General features: G+C 63.4%; 16 protein-coding genes. 6 read left to right on the forward strand and 10 right to left on the reverse strand.

The window, feature by feature from the left end; genetic code table 11:
- Positions 1-132 precede the first annotated feature (132 nt).
- From ACSQ2A_RS00865 to ACSQ2A_RS00875, 3 genes are all read right to left on the reverse strand, one after another.
- On the reverse strand, positions 133-2583 hold the full coding sequence (locus tag ACSQ2A_RS00865) for an extracellular solute-binding protein (protein WP_436070701.1): 2451 nt from the start codon (positions 2581-2583) through the stop codon (positions 133-135).
- Between the two features lie 155 nt (positions 2584-2738).
- Entirely contained in the window at positions 2739-3410 is a 672-nt protein-coding gene (locus ACSQ2A_RS00870; protein ID WP_353920458.1) for a response regulator transcription factor, read from the reverse strand.
- Positions 3411-3468: 58 nt separating this feature from the next.
- On the reverse strand, positions 3469-3630 hold the full coding sequence (locus tag ACSQ2A_RS00875; RefSeq protein WP_436070702.1) for a hypothetical protein: 162 nt from the start codon (positions 3628-3630) through the stop codon (positions 3469-3471).
- A gap of 219 nt (positions 3631-3849) precedes the next feature.
- On the opposite strand from ACSQ2A_RS00875, the gene uxaC reads away from it, so the two are divergent.
- The 3 genes from uxaC to ACSQ2A_RS00890 all read left to right on the forward strand — a co-directional run bounded on the left by uxaC (position 3850) and on the right by ACSQ2A_RS00890 (position 6849).
- Entirely contained in the window at positions 3850-5268 is a 1419-nt protein-coding gene (gene uxaC / locus ACSQ2A_RS00880) for a glucuronate isomerase (RefSeq protein ID WP_436070703.1), read from the forward strand.
- A 201-nt stretch (positions 5269-5469) separates the two neighbouring features.
- On the forward strand, positions 5470-6321 hold the full coding sequence (locus ACSQ2A_RS00885) for an aminoglycoside phosphotransferase family protein (RefSeq protein WP_436070704.1): 852 nt from the start codon (positions 5470-5472) through the stop codon (positions 6319-6321).
- Positions 6322-6339: 18 nt separating this feature from the next.
- The gene (locus ACSQ2A_RS00890; RefSeq protein WP_436070705.1) at positions 6340-6849 is read left to right on the forward strand and encodes a CAP domain-containing protein; all 510 of its coding nucleotides are present in this window, start codon (positions 6340-6342) and stop codon (positions 6847-6849) included.
- On the opposite strand, the gene ACSQ2A_RS00895 is transcribed toward ACSQ2A_RS00890, so the two are convergent.
- The 4 genes from ACSQ2A_RS00895 to ACSQ2A_RS00910 form a co-directional block, all read right to left on the reverse strand.
- Positions 6840-7583, reverse strand: coding sequence for a TlyA family RNA methyltransferase (locus tag ACSQ2A_RS00895; RefSeq protein WP_436070706.1), 744 nt, complete (start codon positions 7581-7583; stop codon positions 6840-6842). The genes ACSQ2A_RS00890 and ACSQ2A_RS00895 overlap by 10 nt on opposite strands.
- Positions 7580-8179, reverse strand: a complete 600-nt coding sequence (locus tag ACSQ2A_RS00900) for an SCO family protein (protein ID WP_436070707.1) — start codon at positions 8177-8179, stop codon at positions 7580-7582. Before ACSQ2A_RS00900 ends, ACSQ2A_RS00895 begins: the two co-directional genes overlap by 4 nt.
- A 146-nt stretch (positions 8180-8325) precedes the next feature.
- Positions 8326-8574 carry an exodeoxyribonuclease VII small subunit gene (locus ACSQ2A_RS00905; RefSeq protein ID WP_035083659.1) on the reverse strand — a complete coding sequence of 83 codons (249 nt, stop codon included), beginning with the start codon at positions 8572-8574 and terminating at the stop codon, positions 8326-8328.
- 9 nt (positions 8575-8583) lie between these two features.
- The gene (locus tag ACSQ2A_RS00910) at positions 8584-9531 is read right to left on the reverse strand and encodes a histone deacetylase family protein (RefSeq protein WP_436070708.1); all 948 of its coding nucleotides are present in this window, start codon (positions 9529-9531) and stop codon (positions 8584-8586) included.
- Between the two features lie 121 nt (positions 9532-9652).
- Between ACSQ2A_RS00910 and ACSQ2A_RS00915 the strand changes: the two genes are divergently transcribed.
- Positions 9653-10594: an L-threonylcarbamoyladenylate synthase gene (locus tag ACSQ2A_RS00915; protein WP_436070709.1), complete on the forward strand. Its 942-nt coding sequence runs from the start codon at positions 9653-9655 to the stop codon at positions 10592-10594.
- A 199-nt stretch (positions 10595-10793) separates the two neighbouring features.
- Here ACSQ2A_RS00915 and ACSQ2A_RS00920 read toward each other — a convergent pair whose 3' ends face one another.
- Both ACSQ2A_RS00920 and ACSQ2A_RS00925 read right to left on the reverse strand, forming a co-directional pair.
- A complete protein-coding gene (locus ACSQ2A_RS00920; protein WP_436070710.1) occupies positions 10794-11126 on the reverse strand; it encodes a hypothetical protein in 333 nt (110 codons plus the stop codon).
- A 3-nt stretch (positions 11127-11129) separates the two neighbouring features.
- Positions 11130-12104 carry a DnaJ C-terminal domain-containing protein gene (locus ACSQ2A_RS00925; RefSeq protein ID WP_436070711.1) on the reverse strand — a complete coding sequence of 325 codons (975 nt, stop codon included), beginning with the start codon at positions 12102-12104 and terminating at the stop codon, positions 11130-11132.
- A 107-nt stretch (positions 12105-12211) separates the two neighbouring features.
- On the opposite strand from ACSQ2A_RS00925, the gene pdxH reads away from it, so the two are divergent.
- Entirely contained in the window at positions 12212-12847 is a 636-nt protein-coding gene (pdxH, locus tag ACSQ2A_RS00930; RefSeq protein WP_436070712.1) for a pyridoxamine 5'-phosphate oxidase, read from the forward strand.
- Positions 12848-12938: 91 nt separating this feature from the next.
- A complete protein-coding gene (locus tag ACSQ2A_RS00935) occupies positions 12939-13766 on the forward strand; it encodes a DUF1499 domain-containing protein (RefSeq protein WP_436070713.1) in 828 nt (275 codons plus the stop codon).
- A gap of 203 nt (positions 13767-13969) precedes the next feature.
- Here ACSQ2A_RS00935 and glpK read toward each other — a convergent pair whose 3' ends face one another.
- Positions 13970-15451 (reverse strand): glycerol kinase GlpK, encoded by a 1482-nt coding sequence (gene glpK / locus ACSQ2A_RS00940; RefSeq protein ID WP_436070714.1) that lies wholly within the window; start codon positions 15449-15451, stop codon positions 13970-13972.
- Between the last annotated feature and the right edge of the window lie 22 nt (positions 15452-15473).

Here is a 15473-nt window from a genome sequence, read left to right on the forward strand (position 1 = left end):
GTGTCAACGAAATCTCTGCCGATCAGCCGCTCTCTCTCCCCCCACCCCCACCGTGTCATTCCCGCGAAAGCGGGAATCTCTGTTGTGCACGAAGATGAGATTCCCGCTTTCGCGGGAATGACGTCGTGAGGGCTAAAGTTTTGGCGACACGATCTCTTTCCACGTATCCAAAAACCGCTGCCGCCGTAGCGTATCGAGCGCCACCAGCAGGCTCGGCCCCAGCGGAATAGCCTGGATCACCCCGCGCCCGCGCGCCGCAATCGCTTCGCTCGTCCAATCCCCAGTCGATCCCGGCACCACCGACCCCAGCGCCGTACCCCCTGCGGCAATCGCCTGCCCCTCAGGCGAAAGCGCAAAATCCACAAAAGCCCGCGCCAGGTCGACCTCTTTCGCCTCCCGCGGAATGAGCATCGAGCGCGTCAGCACCAGCACATAGTCGTCCGGCACCACGATCTCGATATTGGCCCCCTCCGCCTGCCGCGCAAAGGCATAGGAGCCCAGCACATTGTACCCGAGCGCCAGCGACCCATCGGCCACGCCATTCAAAATCGCCGGGCTCGACCCCGAAAACTGCGCCCCGACGCGCCCGAACGCCGTCGCCAACCGCCAGAACGTGGACGAAATCGTCTGGTCCTGCGCCGCCAGCAGATACCCAACCCCCGACAGCGCAATGTCATAGGTCGCAATCTGCCCGCGGAATTTTTCCGTTTCCGTCTCCAGCAGTTCCGCCAGTTTCAGGTGCGTGCGCGGCACATCCTCAAGCGCAATCCGGTCGGGATTATAAATGATCACCGCCGGCTCGAAGGTGAAGCCAAACACCTCATTGCGCCAATGCGCCCAATCCGGCAGGGCGCCGAGATAGGGACTGTCATAGGCCAGCGCATGCCCGTCATTGGCGAGCTTCAATTGCAGGTCCGAAGCCGACGAAATCAGCAGGTCCGGCGCCACCGGCAAAGTGCCATCCAGAAACTGCCGAAACAGCGGCAGCGAATCCATTTCCTCGTAGACAACCGTCACCTCCGGCCGTTCCGCCTGAAAGCCCGCGACGAAAGCCCCGAACACTTTTGTGTCCGTCACCCCCACAATGGTGAGCGTCGTCCCGCTCGATCCATCCGGGGCCGGATACAGCGTCGATTGTGCCTTGGCCTCTCCCGGCACCAGCAACAGCGCAGCCAGCGCCACGCCGGCAATGGCCACCAGCCCCGCCCGCCGCGACACCCGCGTCAACGGCAGCGCCACTTCCACAACCAATCCGCCCCCATCGCGATCGCCAAACCGCAGCTTTCCGCCATGCGCCTCGGCCACCCGCGCCACAATGGAAAGGCCCAGCCCCGAGCCAACCGTGCCCGCGCTCGCCTTGCCGCGCTTGAACCGTTCGAGCACGCTCGCCTTCTCCTCGTCATCCATCCCCGGCCCGCGATCGCTCACCGTCACGACAAGCGCGTCCGCTGATATCGCCGCCCCGATCTCCACCGGCCCCTCGGAATAGACCAGGCCATTGTCGATCAGGTTGCGCATCATCTCGCGCAAAGCCACGCGATCCCCACGCACCTGCACCGCCCGCGCCGCGTCCGAAGCATCGAGCGAAACCCGTTCCAATTGCTCGCCATCGAGCCTTTGGCACACTTCCTCAATGATCCCCCACAGCGCCACCATCTCGCTGTCCTGGGCCTCAAGGCGATGGGAAATCGTTGCGTCCATAAGAAGCTGGCTCACCAACTGGCTCGCCTGCACCGCGCCTGTATGGATGCGCCCGACCCGTAGCCGCATGGCTTCGAGGTCCTGCTCATCCATCGCCACTTCCGCCTGTGCCCGCAGCGAAGCCAGCGGCGTCCGCACCTCATGCGCCGCCTCGGCCACAAGCCCGCTCACCCGCTCCATGGTCTTTTGCAGCCGCTCCATAAACCCATTGAGCGCCGCCACCAGATGCCCGACTTCCACCGGCACCGGCACGCTCACCGGCGACAGATCATCCGGCGGCCGCGCCGCCAGTTCGTGCTCCAGCTCCGTCAATGGCGCAAACATGCGCGAAATCCCGAACCACACGAGCCCCACGGCAAGCAGGGTCAGCGCAATCACCGGCACGATGGCATTGGAGAGAATTTCATTGGAGAGCGCCTCGCGCTGGTTCTGCGTTTCGGCGACATGAATGGTCACCCATCCCGTATCGCTCGCCGTCGAAATCAGCCGCCCGATCGACGCCACGCGCACCACTTCGTCGTGGTACAAAATATCGGCAAAGCGCGGCTCGGCCGAACTGGTCTCGTCCATCTGTGCGGCAAGGTCTTCATAGCCCGTCACCGTCCGCCCATCCGGCCCTTCGACTGCATAGAAAACGCGGTCTTGTCCCGAAAACATGGCAAAGGCGGCGAAGGGCAATTCGACGATGACCGTCTCATCCTCGACCTGCACCGCTCCGCCAATGGTCAGCGCGGAAGCCGCCAGCAACCGGTCAAAAGCCCGATCCGCCGCCCGCTCCGCATAGTCGCGAATGAAGACAATGAGAACCACGGAGGCCGCCAGCAGCAGCACAGTGGCCAGTGCCAGGATGCGCCGGCGGATGGAGAAGGATTTAGTGGGCACGCCGACGCCTCTCTGTTTTCGGCACCCACGACTGCCCTTGTTCTCCCGGTGTCATCCCCGCGAAAGCGGGGATCCCCGTTTCAAAACAGAGATTCCCGCTTTCGCGGGAATGACACAGTGGATTTGTGAGGGGCAGGCTATCCAAAGTCCAAAAACTACCCATCCACCGCCCGCGCCACATAACCAACCCCTCGCACGGTCCCGATCTCCACCCGCGCCGGCTCCAGCTTCTTCCTCAATCTCGAAATATGCAGCTCCAGCGCATTGATCGACACGGTCTCATCGAAATTGAAGAGCTGGTTCATCAACCGCTCCTTGGCCACCACCTTGCCCGCATGGGTGAGCAAAATCTCGAGCAGCCGAAATTCCCGCCGCCCCAGCTCCAGCGCCTTTCCGCCCACACTGGCATTGAGCCCGGCGAGGTCCAGCTCCAGATCCCCCAGCGCCAGCACACTGCTCGTCTTCCCACCCGTCCGCCGGATCAGCGCCCGCAACCGCGCCTCAAGCTCGCGCAGGTCGAACGGCTTTACGAGATAATCATCCGCCCCCAGATCGAGCAGGCTCACCTTGTCGTCGATTTCCGAGCGGGCGGTAATGACCAGAATAGGCGCCGAGAACTTTTCCCGCCGCAGCTCGGCAATCAGCCCGATGCCATCGCGATTGGGCAGCATCAGGTCGAGCGCGACCGCGTCAAAATCCTCGCCCTTGGCTGCGGACACCACATCGGCGCCGTCGCGCACCCAATCGACCGAGTGACCAGCCGTGCGCAGCCGTCTTTCGATGGCCTCGCCCAGGTCCTCATTGTCTTCGACAAGCAAAATTCGCATGCGCGGTCGGTCTCCCCGCGCGGGATATTATCGAAGGCGGGCGCCGCGCGAAACCGGCTTACATCACCTGCGCCAAAAGCGCGCCGGCAACGCCCACCACACAGAGCGCCGCAAGCCCCGCGGCCAGCAACATCTGCTGGGCCCGCTGCACATGCGCTCCGCGCCGCATATCGGTCCGCACCTGCTTTAGTCCCTGTGACTCGAAATCGAGATTGGCCATGCTCATCCCTCATGTGGCGCCGGCCTTTTGAGGCCAGGTGTCGACATTGGGCAGCCGCCTTGGAAAGGGCTGTTTCTCACCCGCCACAACACGATAGCCTCGCTTGGCTTCATGACGAATTGCAGTTTGCGAGCGCAGTTAATTTGTCTTAAATCTTCACAACTCGCGTCTTGTATGGAAGATGTTGAAAGCCTCTCCCGAACATGGCACAAGTCTGCCATGACCCAGCCAGCACACCTTCACCCCGATCGTCTCTTCCCCGCTTCCGAGCCCGCGCAGTCCATTGCTAGGGATCTCTACCCGGCGGTAAAAGACCTCCCCATCGTCAGCCCCCACGGCCATACCGACCCGTCCTGGTTCGCCCAGAATGGGCGCTTCGCCAGCCCCACGGCCCTGTTTCTGACGCCCGATCACTATGTGCTGCGCATGCTCAAAAGCCGGGGCATCAGCTACGACGCCTTGGGCATTCCCCGTAAGGATGGAAAACCGGTCGAAACCGACGGCCGCAAGGCTTGGCGCCTCTTTGCGGATAACTATTATCTCTTCGCCGGCACGCCCTCGAAAACCTGGGTCGATCACTCGCTCCACGCCGTCTTCGGCATCACCGAGGAGCTCTCGGGCAAAACCGCCGACAGCATTTTTGACGCCATCGATGCAAAGCTCGGCGCGCCCGAACTGCTGCCGCGCGCCATTCTCGAACGCTTCAACGTGGAAGTCATCGCCACCACCGAATTTGCGCTTGATCCGCTGACCCACCACCAGTCGATGGAAGGGCAGGGCCTCATCGGCCAGGTCCGCACCACCTATCGCCCCGATGACGTCACCGATCCAAGCCGCCCCGCCATCGTCGAAAATCTCAAGAAATTCGGCGAATTGACCGGCGAAGACATTTCCAAGTGGGATGGCCTCATCAACGCCCACCGCAAGCGCCGCGAATACTTTCGTCGTTTTGGGGCCGTTGCCACCGACCACGGCGTGCCGACGGCCAACACGGCTGATCTCCCCCTGGTGGAGAAGCAGGCCCTGTTGGAAAAAATCCTCGCCGGCAAGCACGACGCCAATGATGCGGAACTCTTCCGCGCCCAGATGATGACCGAAATGGCGCTGCTTTCGGTCGAAGACGGCATGGTCATGCAGATACACGCCGGCTCGCGCCGCAATACCGATCCGCTGCTCTTTGGAGAACGCGGCCCCGATCTCGGCGCCGATATTCCCGGCCCCACCGATTATGTCAGCGGCCTCCGCGCGCTCCTCTCGCGCTGCGGCAACGAGCCCAACCTGCGGCTCATCATGTTCGTCCTCGACGAAACCACCTATGCTAGGGAACTCGCCCCCATGGCCGGCTATTGGCCCGCCCTGATGATTGGCCCGCCCTGGTGGTTCCACGATTCCCCGCAGGGCATCCGCCGCTATCTCGACCAGGTCGTCGAAACGGCCGGTTTTTACAATCTCGCCGGCTTCAACGACGACACCCGCGCGCTCCTCTCGATCCCCGCCCGCCACGACGTCTGGCGCCGCGAAGTCTGCGGCTTCTTGGGACGTTGGGTTGGCGAGAACCGGCTGACGAAATCGTCAGCCGAAGAGATCGCAAAACACCTGAGCTATCAGGCCGCCAAGGACGCCTACAAGATCAAGTAGGCGCCGCTACGCTCTGCTCTCATTTCCAACCACAGTGTCATCCCCGCGAAAGTGGGGATCTCCGTTTCAGGCGCCGAGATTCCCGCTTTCGCGGGAATGACGCCGCGATTGAAGGTGGCTTCCACCACACTTTCATCACCTTCTCACGCCAAAGGCGCAACATCAGTCGAATCGTTCGCCGCCTTCTGCTCTAATGGCGCCATGATGAATCAGTCTCCTGCAGAAACCGCGCTCAGCCGCGCCATGATCCGTTGGTCCCTGACGAAATCCACGCCCGTGGCCGAAACGCCGCGCAGCTGGCTCTTTCGCGTCGAGCAGAACGGCCGCAATTTCGCGGCACTGAAAATCATCAAACCTGAAGCCTCCAGGGAAGAGGGCAGGGGCGTCCGCCTCCTCCAGTGGTACGAAGGCGACGGCGCTGCCACGGTCTTTGATACCCATGGCGATACAATCTTCATGGAATGGCTGGATGGCGGCACGCTGGGCGAACCCGTCCGCGCCGGCAAAGACGACGAAGGCACCATCGCTATCGCCACTGTTGTCGCCAGCCTCCACAAGCCGCGCCCCGACGCCCCCGAAGGTCTCGAACCCCTGCGCGACCGCTTCCAGACCCTCTTTGATACCGATGTCCGCGCTTGGCCCCGCACGGCCCGCGATCTCTACGCCCGCTCCGCCGGCATCGCCCTAAAACTCTTTGACAAGCCCAGCGCCATCGTGCCGCTCCATGGCGATCTCCACCATGACAATATCATGAGCTCCGATCGCGGCTGGCTGGCTGTAGATCCCAAGGGCCTTCTCGGCGACCCCGCCTACGAAACCGCCAATGTTTTCATCAATCCCGAGCGTGGCGTAGAGATCGCCTCCGATCCGCGCCGCATCGCCGCCCGCGCCGATATTCTGTCCCAGCGCCTCGGCTACAATCGCAAGCGCATCCTCGGCTGGGCCGCCGCCCACGCTGCGCTCTCCGCCTGTTGGGATCTCGAAGACGGCAATGCCATCACCGGGCAACTCGCCTGCCTGCCCAATCTCCTCAGCGCCTATGACCTTGCCTGATCGCTCCGGAATTTTCTCATGACGCACTTGTCCCGCCGCGCCGTTCTCGTTTTTGGCGCCGCCAGCCTGCTTTCCGCCTGCTCGGCCACCATCCCGCCGCTGCCTGCCGCCACTTCGAACCGGCCCGAAAGCCTGACGCGCGACGAAATCCTCTCGGCCATCAATACGACGCGAAAAGCCAACGGCGCCCCGCCCTGGACCTACAATCCGCGCCTCGAAACCGCAGCCCTGTCGCAAGCCCGCCTCATGGCCCGCCAGGATAAGCTCAGCCACGACCTCGGCGTGACCCTCCGCCAGCGCGTCACCGAGGCCGGCTATCTCGGCGCAGTCGGCGAAAACGTCGCCAAGGGCTACAAGACCCTGCCCGACGTCATCGGCGGCTGGCTCGAAAGCCAGGGCCACCGCAACACGCTGCTCTCGCCAAAGTTCACCGAATTCGGCCTCGCCGTGGCGCGCACCAATTCCGGCAAACTCTATTGGGCCATGATCGCCGGCGGCAGCTTTGACGCCTGGCGCGTCTACGGGTAGCCCCGGCCAAAAACCAAAACCGTCTCGAGATTCCCGTCTCCGCCGGCAATCGGCGAGGCCACGCTTAGCCGGTGCGCAAATCCCTGCGCCTCGACAAAGGCGATCACCTCGCCCATCGCCCGCGCAACGGCTTCCGCGTCCGTAACAATTCCGCCCTTGCCGACAAAATCGCGCCCGACTTCAAACTGCGGCTTGAACAGGATCGCCGCGTCCGCCCGCGGCGCGCAAAGCCCCAGCGGCGCCTCCAGGACTTTTGTGACGGACACAAAGCTCAGGTCCGACACCAGCAGGTCCACCGGCTCGGGGATTTCCTCGCGCGAAATCTCGCGCGCATTGAAACCCTCAATGCTGACGACACGCGGATGCCCCTTGAGCCGCCGATGCAACTGGTCATGCCCCACGTCGACGGCAAAAACCTTGGCCGCCCCGCGCTCAACCAAAACCTGCGTGAAGCCCCCGGTCGATGACCCGACATCGAGGCACACCTTCCCCTCGACACTGATCCCGCCCGCATCGAGCCCCGCCACCAGTTTCAGCGCTGCCCGCGATACAAAGCCCGAGGCCGGATCATCGAGCGCGATGACATCATCCGCCCCCACCATCTGGTTGGGCTTCCTGGCCGGCTCGCCATTGACGCTCACCGTCCCGCGCAGGATCGCATCGCGCGCCCGCGCGCGGCTCGGAAGCAGCCTTCGCTGCTCAATCGCCAGATCGAGGCGAATGCGGGTGCTCACTGCCCGACGAGCCGCTTGACCTTGGCCAGCGCCGTATCCTGCGCCTCTTCATAGGCGACGGTCCCTTGGAATGAGCCGTTCTTGTCGATCAGGAACGTCAGCGCCGTGTGATTGACGAGATAGAACTCGCTCTCGACATCGCCCGCCTTTTCCGAAAACACGCCAAACGCGGCCTTCACCTGGTCGGTCGCTGCCTGATCCCCTACCAGCCCGATCACACTGGGATCAAATCCTTCGACATAGCTTTTCACCATATCGAGCGTATCGCGCTCGGGGTCGACGGTGACGAAGACAATACGAAGATCGTCCGGCGTCAGCCCCAGTTCCGTGCGCCAGGCCATGGTTTCGGCCAGCGTCGTCGGGCACACATCGGGGCAGAACGTATAGCCGAAGAACAGCAGCGTCGGCGTGCCCACCAGATCCTTCTCGGTGAACGTCCCGCCCTGCGACGAATTCAGCGCAAAGCTCTGTCCATTGAGCCCCAGCGGCCGCTGCGGCGGCCGAAACACATAAAGAAACGTCGCCCCAATAGCCGCCACGGCCACCAGCACCCAAAGCACAATACGGAAATTGCGCAGCGTCTTGTTCGTCGTCATTCTTTTGGGCTTTTCTGCATCAGGGGCATCGGTCGACCAATGTGCCTACCGTCCCGCCACGTCATTCCCGCGAAAGCGGGAATCTCACTCTGCCGGTCAGGGATTCCCGCTTTCGTGGGAATGACGCTGCCGACATCAGGCAAATCTCAATTCGCGTCGAGCGGCTCAGTGCCGACCGCCTTGCCTTCGCGGCTCAGCGTAATCTTCTCGATCCGCGCTTCCGCCGTCTTCAGCAGCATTTCGCAATGCGCCTTCAGCGCTTCGCCGCGCTCATAAATCGCAATGGATTCGGCCAGCGGCGCGCGGCCACTTTCGAGTTTCTGCACGATCTGTTCGAGCTGCTCCAAAGCCGCTTCGAAGCTCAGGGTTTTCACATCCTCGGCAATCTCGGCCATGGCGCCATCCTAAAAGTTGAGAGAACTCGTCGCCCCGTCCATCAGCATGGCCACGTGCTGGCGCACGCCTCCGGCAAGGCCCTTGAGGTCATAGCCACCTTCGAGCAGCGACACAATCCGATTGCCACAGCGGCGTTCGGCCACATCCATCAACTTTCCGGTGACCCAGGCAAAGTCCTGGTCTTCCCATTCAAGCTGCGCCAGGGGGTCGCGCTTATGCGCATCGAACCCGGCCGAGATCAGGATCAGGTCGGGGGCAAAATTATCGAGCGCCGGCAGGATGATCTCATTATAGGCCGCCCGCATCTCCGAGCCATCCGTATGCGCCTTCAGCGCCGTATTGACGATATTGCCGACGCCATGCTCGCTCGGATGCCCCGTGCCCGGAAACAGCGGCATCTGGTGGCTCGAAGCGTAGAACACGCTCGCATCGTCATAAAAAATGTCCTGCGTGCCATTGCCGTGATGCACGTCGAAATCAATGATCGCGACCCGCTCAGCCCCATATTTGCGCTGCGCCTCGCGCGCCACGATGGCCACGGTATTGATGAGGCAAAACCCCATCGGCCGGTCGATTTCGGCATGATGCCCCGGTGGCCGAATGGCGCAAAAGGCATTGTTCACCTCGCCCATGATGACGGCATCAAGCCCCGCCATGGCCCCACCGAGGCCGGTCGCCGCGGCCGAAAGCGATTGATCCGAAATATAGGTATCAGGATCGAGCTGCCCGATGCCCTCGGCCGGCCGCGCCATGCGCAGCCGCGCCATATAGCGCTCGTCATGCACGAGTTCGGCCAGCGTAATGTCGCCATAAGGCGCCTCGCGCCGCACCAGCCGGTTGAACTCCTCCGTCGCCAGTGCCTCCTCGACCGCAATGATGCGATCGGCCCGCTCGGGATGGCCGGGCGGCGTCCGGTGGTCGGCAAAATTGGTCTGGCTGACAAGGAGCGTGGTCACAGTGGCCTTCGGAGCGTTTGCAAGAAAAGGGCATACCACTTTTCCGCTGCGAAAACGCGACAAACGTTCGCCCGCGCCCCGCCGACTTGACGCGCGCCCCGCCTGTTGTCAAACACCGCCCATGAGCACATTCCCCGACGATCAGGCCATTGCCGAAGCCGCCGCGTCCCTCCGCGCCGGCAATCTCGTCGCCTTTCCCACCGAGACGGTCTACGGCCTCGGCGCCGATGCGACCAATCCCGATGCCGTGCTCTCGATTTATGAAACCAAGGGCCGCCCCCGCTTCAATCCGCTGATCGCCCATGTGGCCGATCTCGAAATGGCCGAAAAGCTCGCGATCTTTTCGCCGCTCGCGCGGGCCCTCGCCGAAAAATTCTGGCCCGGTCCCCTCAGCATCGTTGTCCCCCTGCGCCCCGGCCACGGCCTTGCCGATGTCGCCACCGCCGGCCTCGACACCGTTGCCCTGCGCATGCCCGACCACCCGGTCGCCCTGGCACTCCTCCGCGCCACCGGCCGCCCGCTCTCCGCGCCCTCGGCCAATCCCTCCGGAAAACTCTCGCCGACAACGGCCGAGCAAGTCCGCCGTGGTTTTGGTGGCAAGGTCCCAGTGCTCGATGGCGGCGCCTGCAAGGCCGGCGTTGAATCGACCATCGTGGCGGTGGATGGCGAAAACATCATCCAGCTCCGCGCTGGCGCTCTGGCCCGCGAAGACATCGAAAAAGCCTTTGGCCGCAAGGTCTCCCGCGCCGCCAAAGGCGCCAAGATCTCCGCCCCCGGCATGCTCCTGAGCCACTACGCCCCCAACGCGTCCATGCGGCTCGACACGACTCCTCAGCCCGGGGAAGCTTTTTTGGCCTTTGGCCCGGAGGCTGGCTTTGCAGGGGGGGTTCGGAATTTGTCGCCGTCAGCCGACCTCCATGAAGCCGCGCGAAACCTTTTCTCGATGCTGCACGAGTTGGACGCGACGGGAGCGCAAGTAATTGCCGTAGCGCCCATCCCGCAGGAAGGACTCGGCGAAGCGATCAACGACAGATTGCAGAGAGCCGCGGCGCCAAGGGAGTAGGTGAGCGGTCCGCACCCTACCGCCGTCGTTTTGCGCCGACGCACCCCCATCCACCACACGTCATCCTCGGGCTTGACCCGAGGACACTTCACTTAACTTGTGTGTGGCAAGTGTAGAGCCATCGGGTCAAGCCCGAGGGTGACGATCTGCAAAGGGTAGAAATTTGGGAAGGTGTCGCGCAAGCGCCACCGCAAAAACCCTAAAAACTCAACCCCACCACAACCGCCAGCGCCCAGAGATAAACCCCGCCAACGACCCACGCCGCCGCCTCGATCCACCCGGCGACCGGCCGCAGCCACCCCACGAGCCACACCGCCAGTGGCAGTGCCGGTGGCACCGCCAGCGTCATCACGATCGCCAGCGGCCAGGCCCGATCGCCACCGAGCAGGCTCCCGGCCGGCAGTCCGCGCAAAAGCTCGGCAACCGGCGCCGTCACCACAGCATAGATCGCGCCGGGGATGCCGAGCACCACCAGCCCGCCCACCATCAGCACGGCCGCCACGATCAGCGCAACGACGACGCTTCCCGGCAAGGCTTAGCTCTCCCGCACCTTGTACGGCTTCTGGTCGCGCATAAACCGCGCCAGCGCTTCAAGATCGGGATCGCCACCCGGCGGCAGCACCACCCGGATGTTCACATAGAGATCGCCATCGCCATAAAGGCCCTTGCCCTTGAGGCGCAGCGCCTTGCCCGTGTCCACACCCGGCGGCAGGTTCAGTTCTACCGAACCATCGAGCGTTGGCACGCGCACTTTCGCGCCCAACACGGCTTCATAAAGCGTCACCGAAACATCGGTGCGCACATCATGCCCATCGCGCCGAAACACTTTTGATTTTTCAAAGCGCACCGTCACCAGCGCATCGCCCGGCTCGCCAAAGGCATTGGCCGTGCCCTGGCCCTTGAGCCGGATCTGCTGACCTTCTTCCACCTTCTCGGGCAGTTTCACATTCAGCATTTTGCCTGAAGGCATGCGCACCGGCACGGAAGCTGCCTTATGCGCATCTTCGAGCGACACGGTCGCATTCACAACCACATCATCGCCCTTCATGCGCGCACCGGCCCCTGCGCCAGCGCCGCCCGTTGCGCCACCGGCAAAGGGGTCCCACTGCGCGCCACCGGCGCCGCCACCCGGGCGTGCACCGCCGCGCGGCTGGCCGCCAAAGCCGCTCATGAACTCTTTCAAAATATCTTCGGCCGAAAACCCGCCGGCGCCGCCACCGGCACCCGGCCGCGCGCCACGGCCGGCGCCGCCGCCAAAGCCGCCATTGCCAAAGCCGGCAAAGCGCGGATTGCCCTCGGCGTCGATTTCGCCGCGGTCGAACTGGCCGCGCTTTTCCGCGTCATTGAGCAGGTCATAGGCATGCGTTGCCTCGGCAAATTTTCCATGTGCCGAAGGGTCGTCGGGATTCTGATCGGGGTGATACTTCTTGGCCAGCTTGCGATAGGCGGACTTGATGTCCTTCTCGCTTGCGGACCGCGGCACCCCGAGCACGGTGTAAGGATCGCGCATTTGGTCCAATCTGTTTGGGTCGGGCGTTGCTTCGCCCACAATTCGAGTCCTATATGGCCACGCCCCCTCGGCTTGTCCAGTTTGAGAGGGCCAAAAGCCCGGGAAATATGACGATGCTGCAGACACTCACCGAACGCCTTTTCGATGACGGGAACCGTTCCGACCTCGATCCCTTTGCCGTATTCGAGGAGTGGTTTGCCCTCGCGCAGGAAGCCGAGACCAACGATCCCAACGCCATGGCCATTGCCAGCGCCGACGAGACCGGCATGCCCGATGTCCGCATGGTCCTGCTCAATGCCCGCGACAAGAGAGGCTTCTGCTTCTTCACCAATTTCGAGAGCGACAAGGGCCGCCAGCTCCTCGCCAATCCGCAGGCAGCTGCGGTCTTCCACTGGAAGTCGCTGCGCCGCCAGGTACGCCTGCGTGGCCCGGTGGAAGTCGTCAGTACCACCGAATCCGACACCTATTTCGCCTCACGCCATCGCGGCAGCCAGATCGCCTCGTCTGCCTCGCTGCAGTCGCGCCCGCTCGAAAATCGCGAAACCCTCATCGCCCGCGTCGAAGCCCTCACCGCCGAGATCGGTACTGCCGATGTCGTGCGCCCCGCCCACTGGGCCGGCTTCCGGATTCTGCCCACGATGATGGAATTCTGGAAGGATGGCGAATACCGCCTCCATGACCGCGTCCGCTTCACCCGTGAAACGCCCGATGCCGGCTGGCATAACGCGCGCCTTTACCCCTAAGTCAGCGTTTCGCTCGGCGAAATCGCGACAAGTTTAAACAATCCCAAGACCTTTGACGTAAAACAGGCGCCAGCAAGGGAAAAGCCTCTTCGTGCGCATACTGATCAGAACGTCGAAAACGGCCATCTGGGCCCGCCGGATTGGCAGAATTGCCATTCCGCTCGTCATTCTGCCCGTCGGCATGCACCATCTGGGGCTGATCGACTCGCCCAGCTTCTTCACCGTCGCCATTCTGGCGCTGATCGTCTCGGCGCTCGCCGCGCTCGTGGGCCTCTTGGCGCTCATCCGGCTCTGGTTTTCCGGCGACCAGGGCTGGGGCAAGGCCCTCTCGGGCCTCTTCCTCGGCCTCATCTGCCTCGCGCCCTTCGCCTATTATGGCTACTACGCCTGGCGCTACCCTCCGGTCACCGACATCGCCACCGTCCCGCGCGGCGAACTGCCGCTACTCTTCCTGCCCGACACGGCCAAAATGCCGCCGCCAAAGCTCATCACCCCAGACGAGCAGACGCGCATCTTCCCCAATGCGACGACGCGCACCTATCCGCTCGATGTCGTGTCTCTCTTCGGCGTGGTCGAGCGGCTCGCGCAGAATGAAGGCTGGGATATCCGCCTGACCCGCGCCCCCGGCCTTGATGGCACGCCCGGCCGCATCAATGCCCGCATCGCCACCATTCCCGGCTGGCGCGAAGAAGCCGTCCTCCGCATCGCCCCCACGCCCACCGGCGCCAAGGTCGACATGCGCTCGGCCTCGATCAACGCGCCCCACGACTTCGGCTCCAACGGCACCCGCATCGAGCGCTTCATGGTCACACTCGACAATGAAGTGACGACGCTTCTGCGCGACAATCCCAACGTCAACCAGCCGAGCCCCGCCGAAGACGACGAACCCGCCCCAACCGTTGAGGGCGAGGAAGGCTAGGTTCCCCCTCATGCTCGATCTGACACCCTCCCCTTGACGGGGAGGGAAGGGGAGGGGTGTTCACACACTCGGAAATCGTGGCTGTCGCCCCCACCCTTAATCCCTCCCCACAAGGGGGAGGGAGACGATGGAACTGCGGACTCTCAGCCTGCGCCTCCCTCCCCCTTGTGGGGAGGGAATGAGGGTGGGGGTATCGGCAGGCGCTAAGCCGTCAGCACCCGCCGCACCGCATCATCCCAGCCCGCGACCTTCGCCTTGCGCTCATCCGCATCCATCGCCGGCTCAAACCGCCGATCCCGTGCCCAGCCAGCGGCAAACTCGTCCATATCAGGCCACACCCCGGCCTTCATGCCCGCGAGCCACGCCACCCCAAGCGCCGTCGTCTCCAGAATCGTCGGCCGGTCCACCGGCGCATCGAGCACGTCGGCCAGAAACTGCATGGTCCAGTCCGAAGCGACCATTCCGCCATCGACGCGCAGCACCGTATCGCCACTCGGCGCCCAGTCCCGGTGCATGGCCTCCAGCAGGTCCCGCGTCTGGTAGCAAACCGCCTCCAGCGCCGCCCGGGCAATTTCCGCCGGGCCGGTATTGCGGGTAATGCCAAAAATCGCCCCGCGCGCTTCGGCATCCCACCACGGCGCCCCCAGCCCCACAAAGGCCGGCACCATGTATACGTTCTGGCTCGGATCCGCAGTCCGCGCCAGCGGCCCGGTCTCGCTCGCGTGCTTTACCAGCTTCAGCCCATCACGAATCCACTGCACCGCCGCGCCCGCAATGAAGATCGAACCTTCAAGCGCATAAGTCGTCTCGCCATTCAGCCGATAGGCAATGGTGGTGAGCAGCCGGTTCTGCGAGCGCACCATATCCCGTCCGGTATTGAGCACCGCAAAGCAGCCCGTGCCATAGGTCGATTTCAGCATCCCCGGCGCAAAGCAAGCCTGCCCGATCGTCGCCGCATGTTGGTCGCCAGCCACCCCAAGAATGGGGATCGGCGCGCCGAACAATTCGGTCACCCCAAAATCATCCGCGCAATCTTTCACAACTGGCAGCAGCTTTGCCGGTACTCCAAGGATACCCAGCAGCTCCTCGTCCCACTGATTGCGCCCGATATCGAACATCAACGTCCGCGCCGCATTGGTCGCGTCCGTGGCGTGCACCTTGCCGCCCGTCAGCCGCCAGATGAGGAACGTATCAATCGTCCCAAAGGCCAGCTCGCCCGCTTCAGCGCGAGCCCGCGCCCCCTCGACATTGTCGAGCAACCATTTGACCTTCGTGCCCGAAAAATAGGGATCGAGCAGCAGTCCCGTCCGCTCGGTAAACAGCGCCTCATGCCCCGCGCGCTTCAGCTCCGCGCAAGTCGCCGAAGTCCGCCGATCCTGCCAGACAATCGCATTGTAGATCGGCTTCCCCGTCGCCCGATCCCAGACAACAACCGTCTCGCGCTGATTGGTAATTCCGATCGCGGCAATCTGCTCCGCACCAACCTTGGCCTCACCCAGAGCGGTCCTAATGGTCGCGACGACACTCTCCCAGATTTCCTCGGGATCGTGCTCCACCCAGCCATCCTGCGGAAAGATCTGAGAAAATTCCTTCTGCCCGACCCCGACCACTTTCCGGTCGCCATCGAACACAATCGCCCGGCTCGACGTCGTGCCCTGATCGATCGCCAGCACAAAATTTGTCAACGCATTCTCCTCTCGCGAAGCT

Source organism: Devosia sp. LjRoot3 (assembly GCF_964252865.1).
Taxonomy (GTDB): Bacteria; Pseudomonadota; Alphaproteobacteria; order Rhizobiales; family Devosiaceae; genus Devosia.

Coding starts and splice junctions, on each gene's coding strand:
- ACSQ2A_RS00870 (WP_353920458.1), bottom strand. CDS start 3,410: ATGCGAATTTTGCTTGTCGAAGACAATGAGGACCTGGGCGAGGCCATC.
- ACSQ2A_RS00875 (WP_436070702.1), bottom strand. CDS start 3,630: ATGGCCAATCTCGATTTCGAGTCACAGGGACTAAAGCAGGTGCGGACC.
- uxaC (WP_436070703.1), top strand. CDS start 3,850: ATGACCCAGCCAGCACACCTTCACCCCGATCGTCTCTTCCCCGCTTCC.
- ACSQ2A_RS00885 (WP_436070704.1), top strand. CDS start 5,470: ATGATGAATCAGTCTCCTGCAGAAACCGCGCTCAGCCGCGCCATGATC.
- ACSQ2A_RS00890 (WP_436070705.1), top strand. CDS start 6,340: ATGACGCACTTGTCCCGCCGCGCCGTTCTCGTTTTTGGCGCCGCCAGC.
- ACSQ2A_RS00900 (WP_436070707.1), bottom strand. CDS start 8,179: ATGACGACGAACAAGACGCTGCGCAATTTCCGTATTGTGCTTTGGGTG.
- ACSQ2A_RS00905 (WP_035083659.1), bottom strand. CDS start 8,574: ATGGCCGAGATTGCCGAGGATGTGAAAACCCTGAGCTTCGAAGCGGCT.
- ACSQ2A_RS00915 (WP_436070709.1), top strand. CDS start 9,653: ATGAGCACATTCCCCGACGATCAGGCCATTGCCGAAGCCGCCGCGTCC.
- ACSQ2A_RS00925 (WP_436070711.1), bottom strand. CDS start 12,104: ATGCGCGATCCTTACACCGTGCTCGGGGTGCCGCGGTCCGCAAGCGAG.
- pdxH (WP_436070712.1), top strand. CDS start 12,212: ATGACGATGCTGCAGACACTCACCGAACGCCTTTTCGATGACGGGAAC.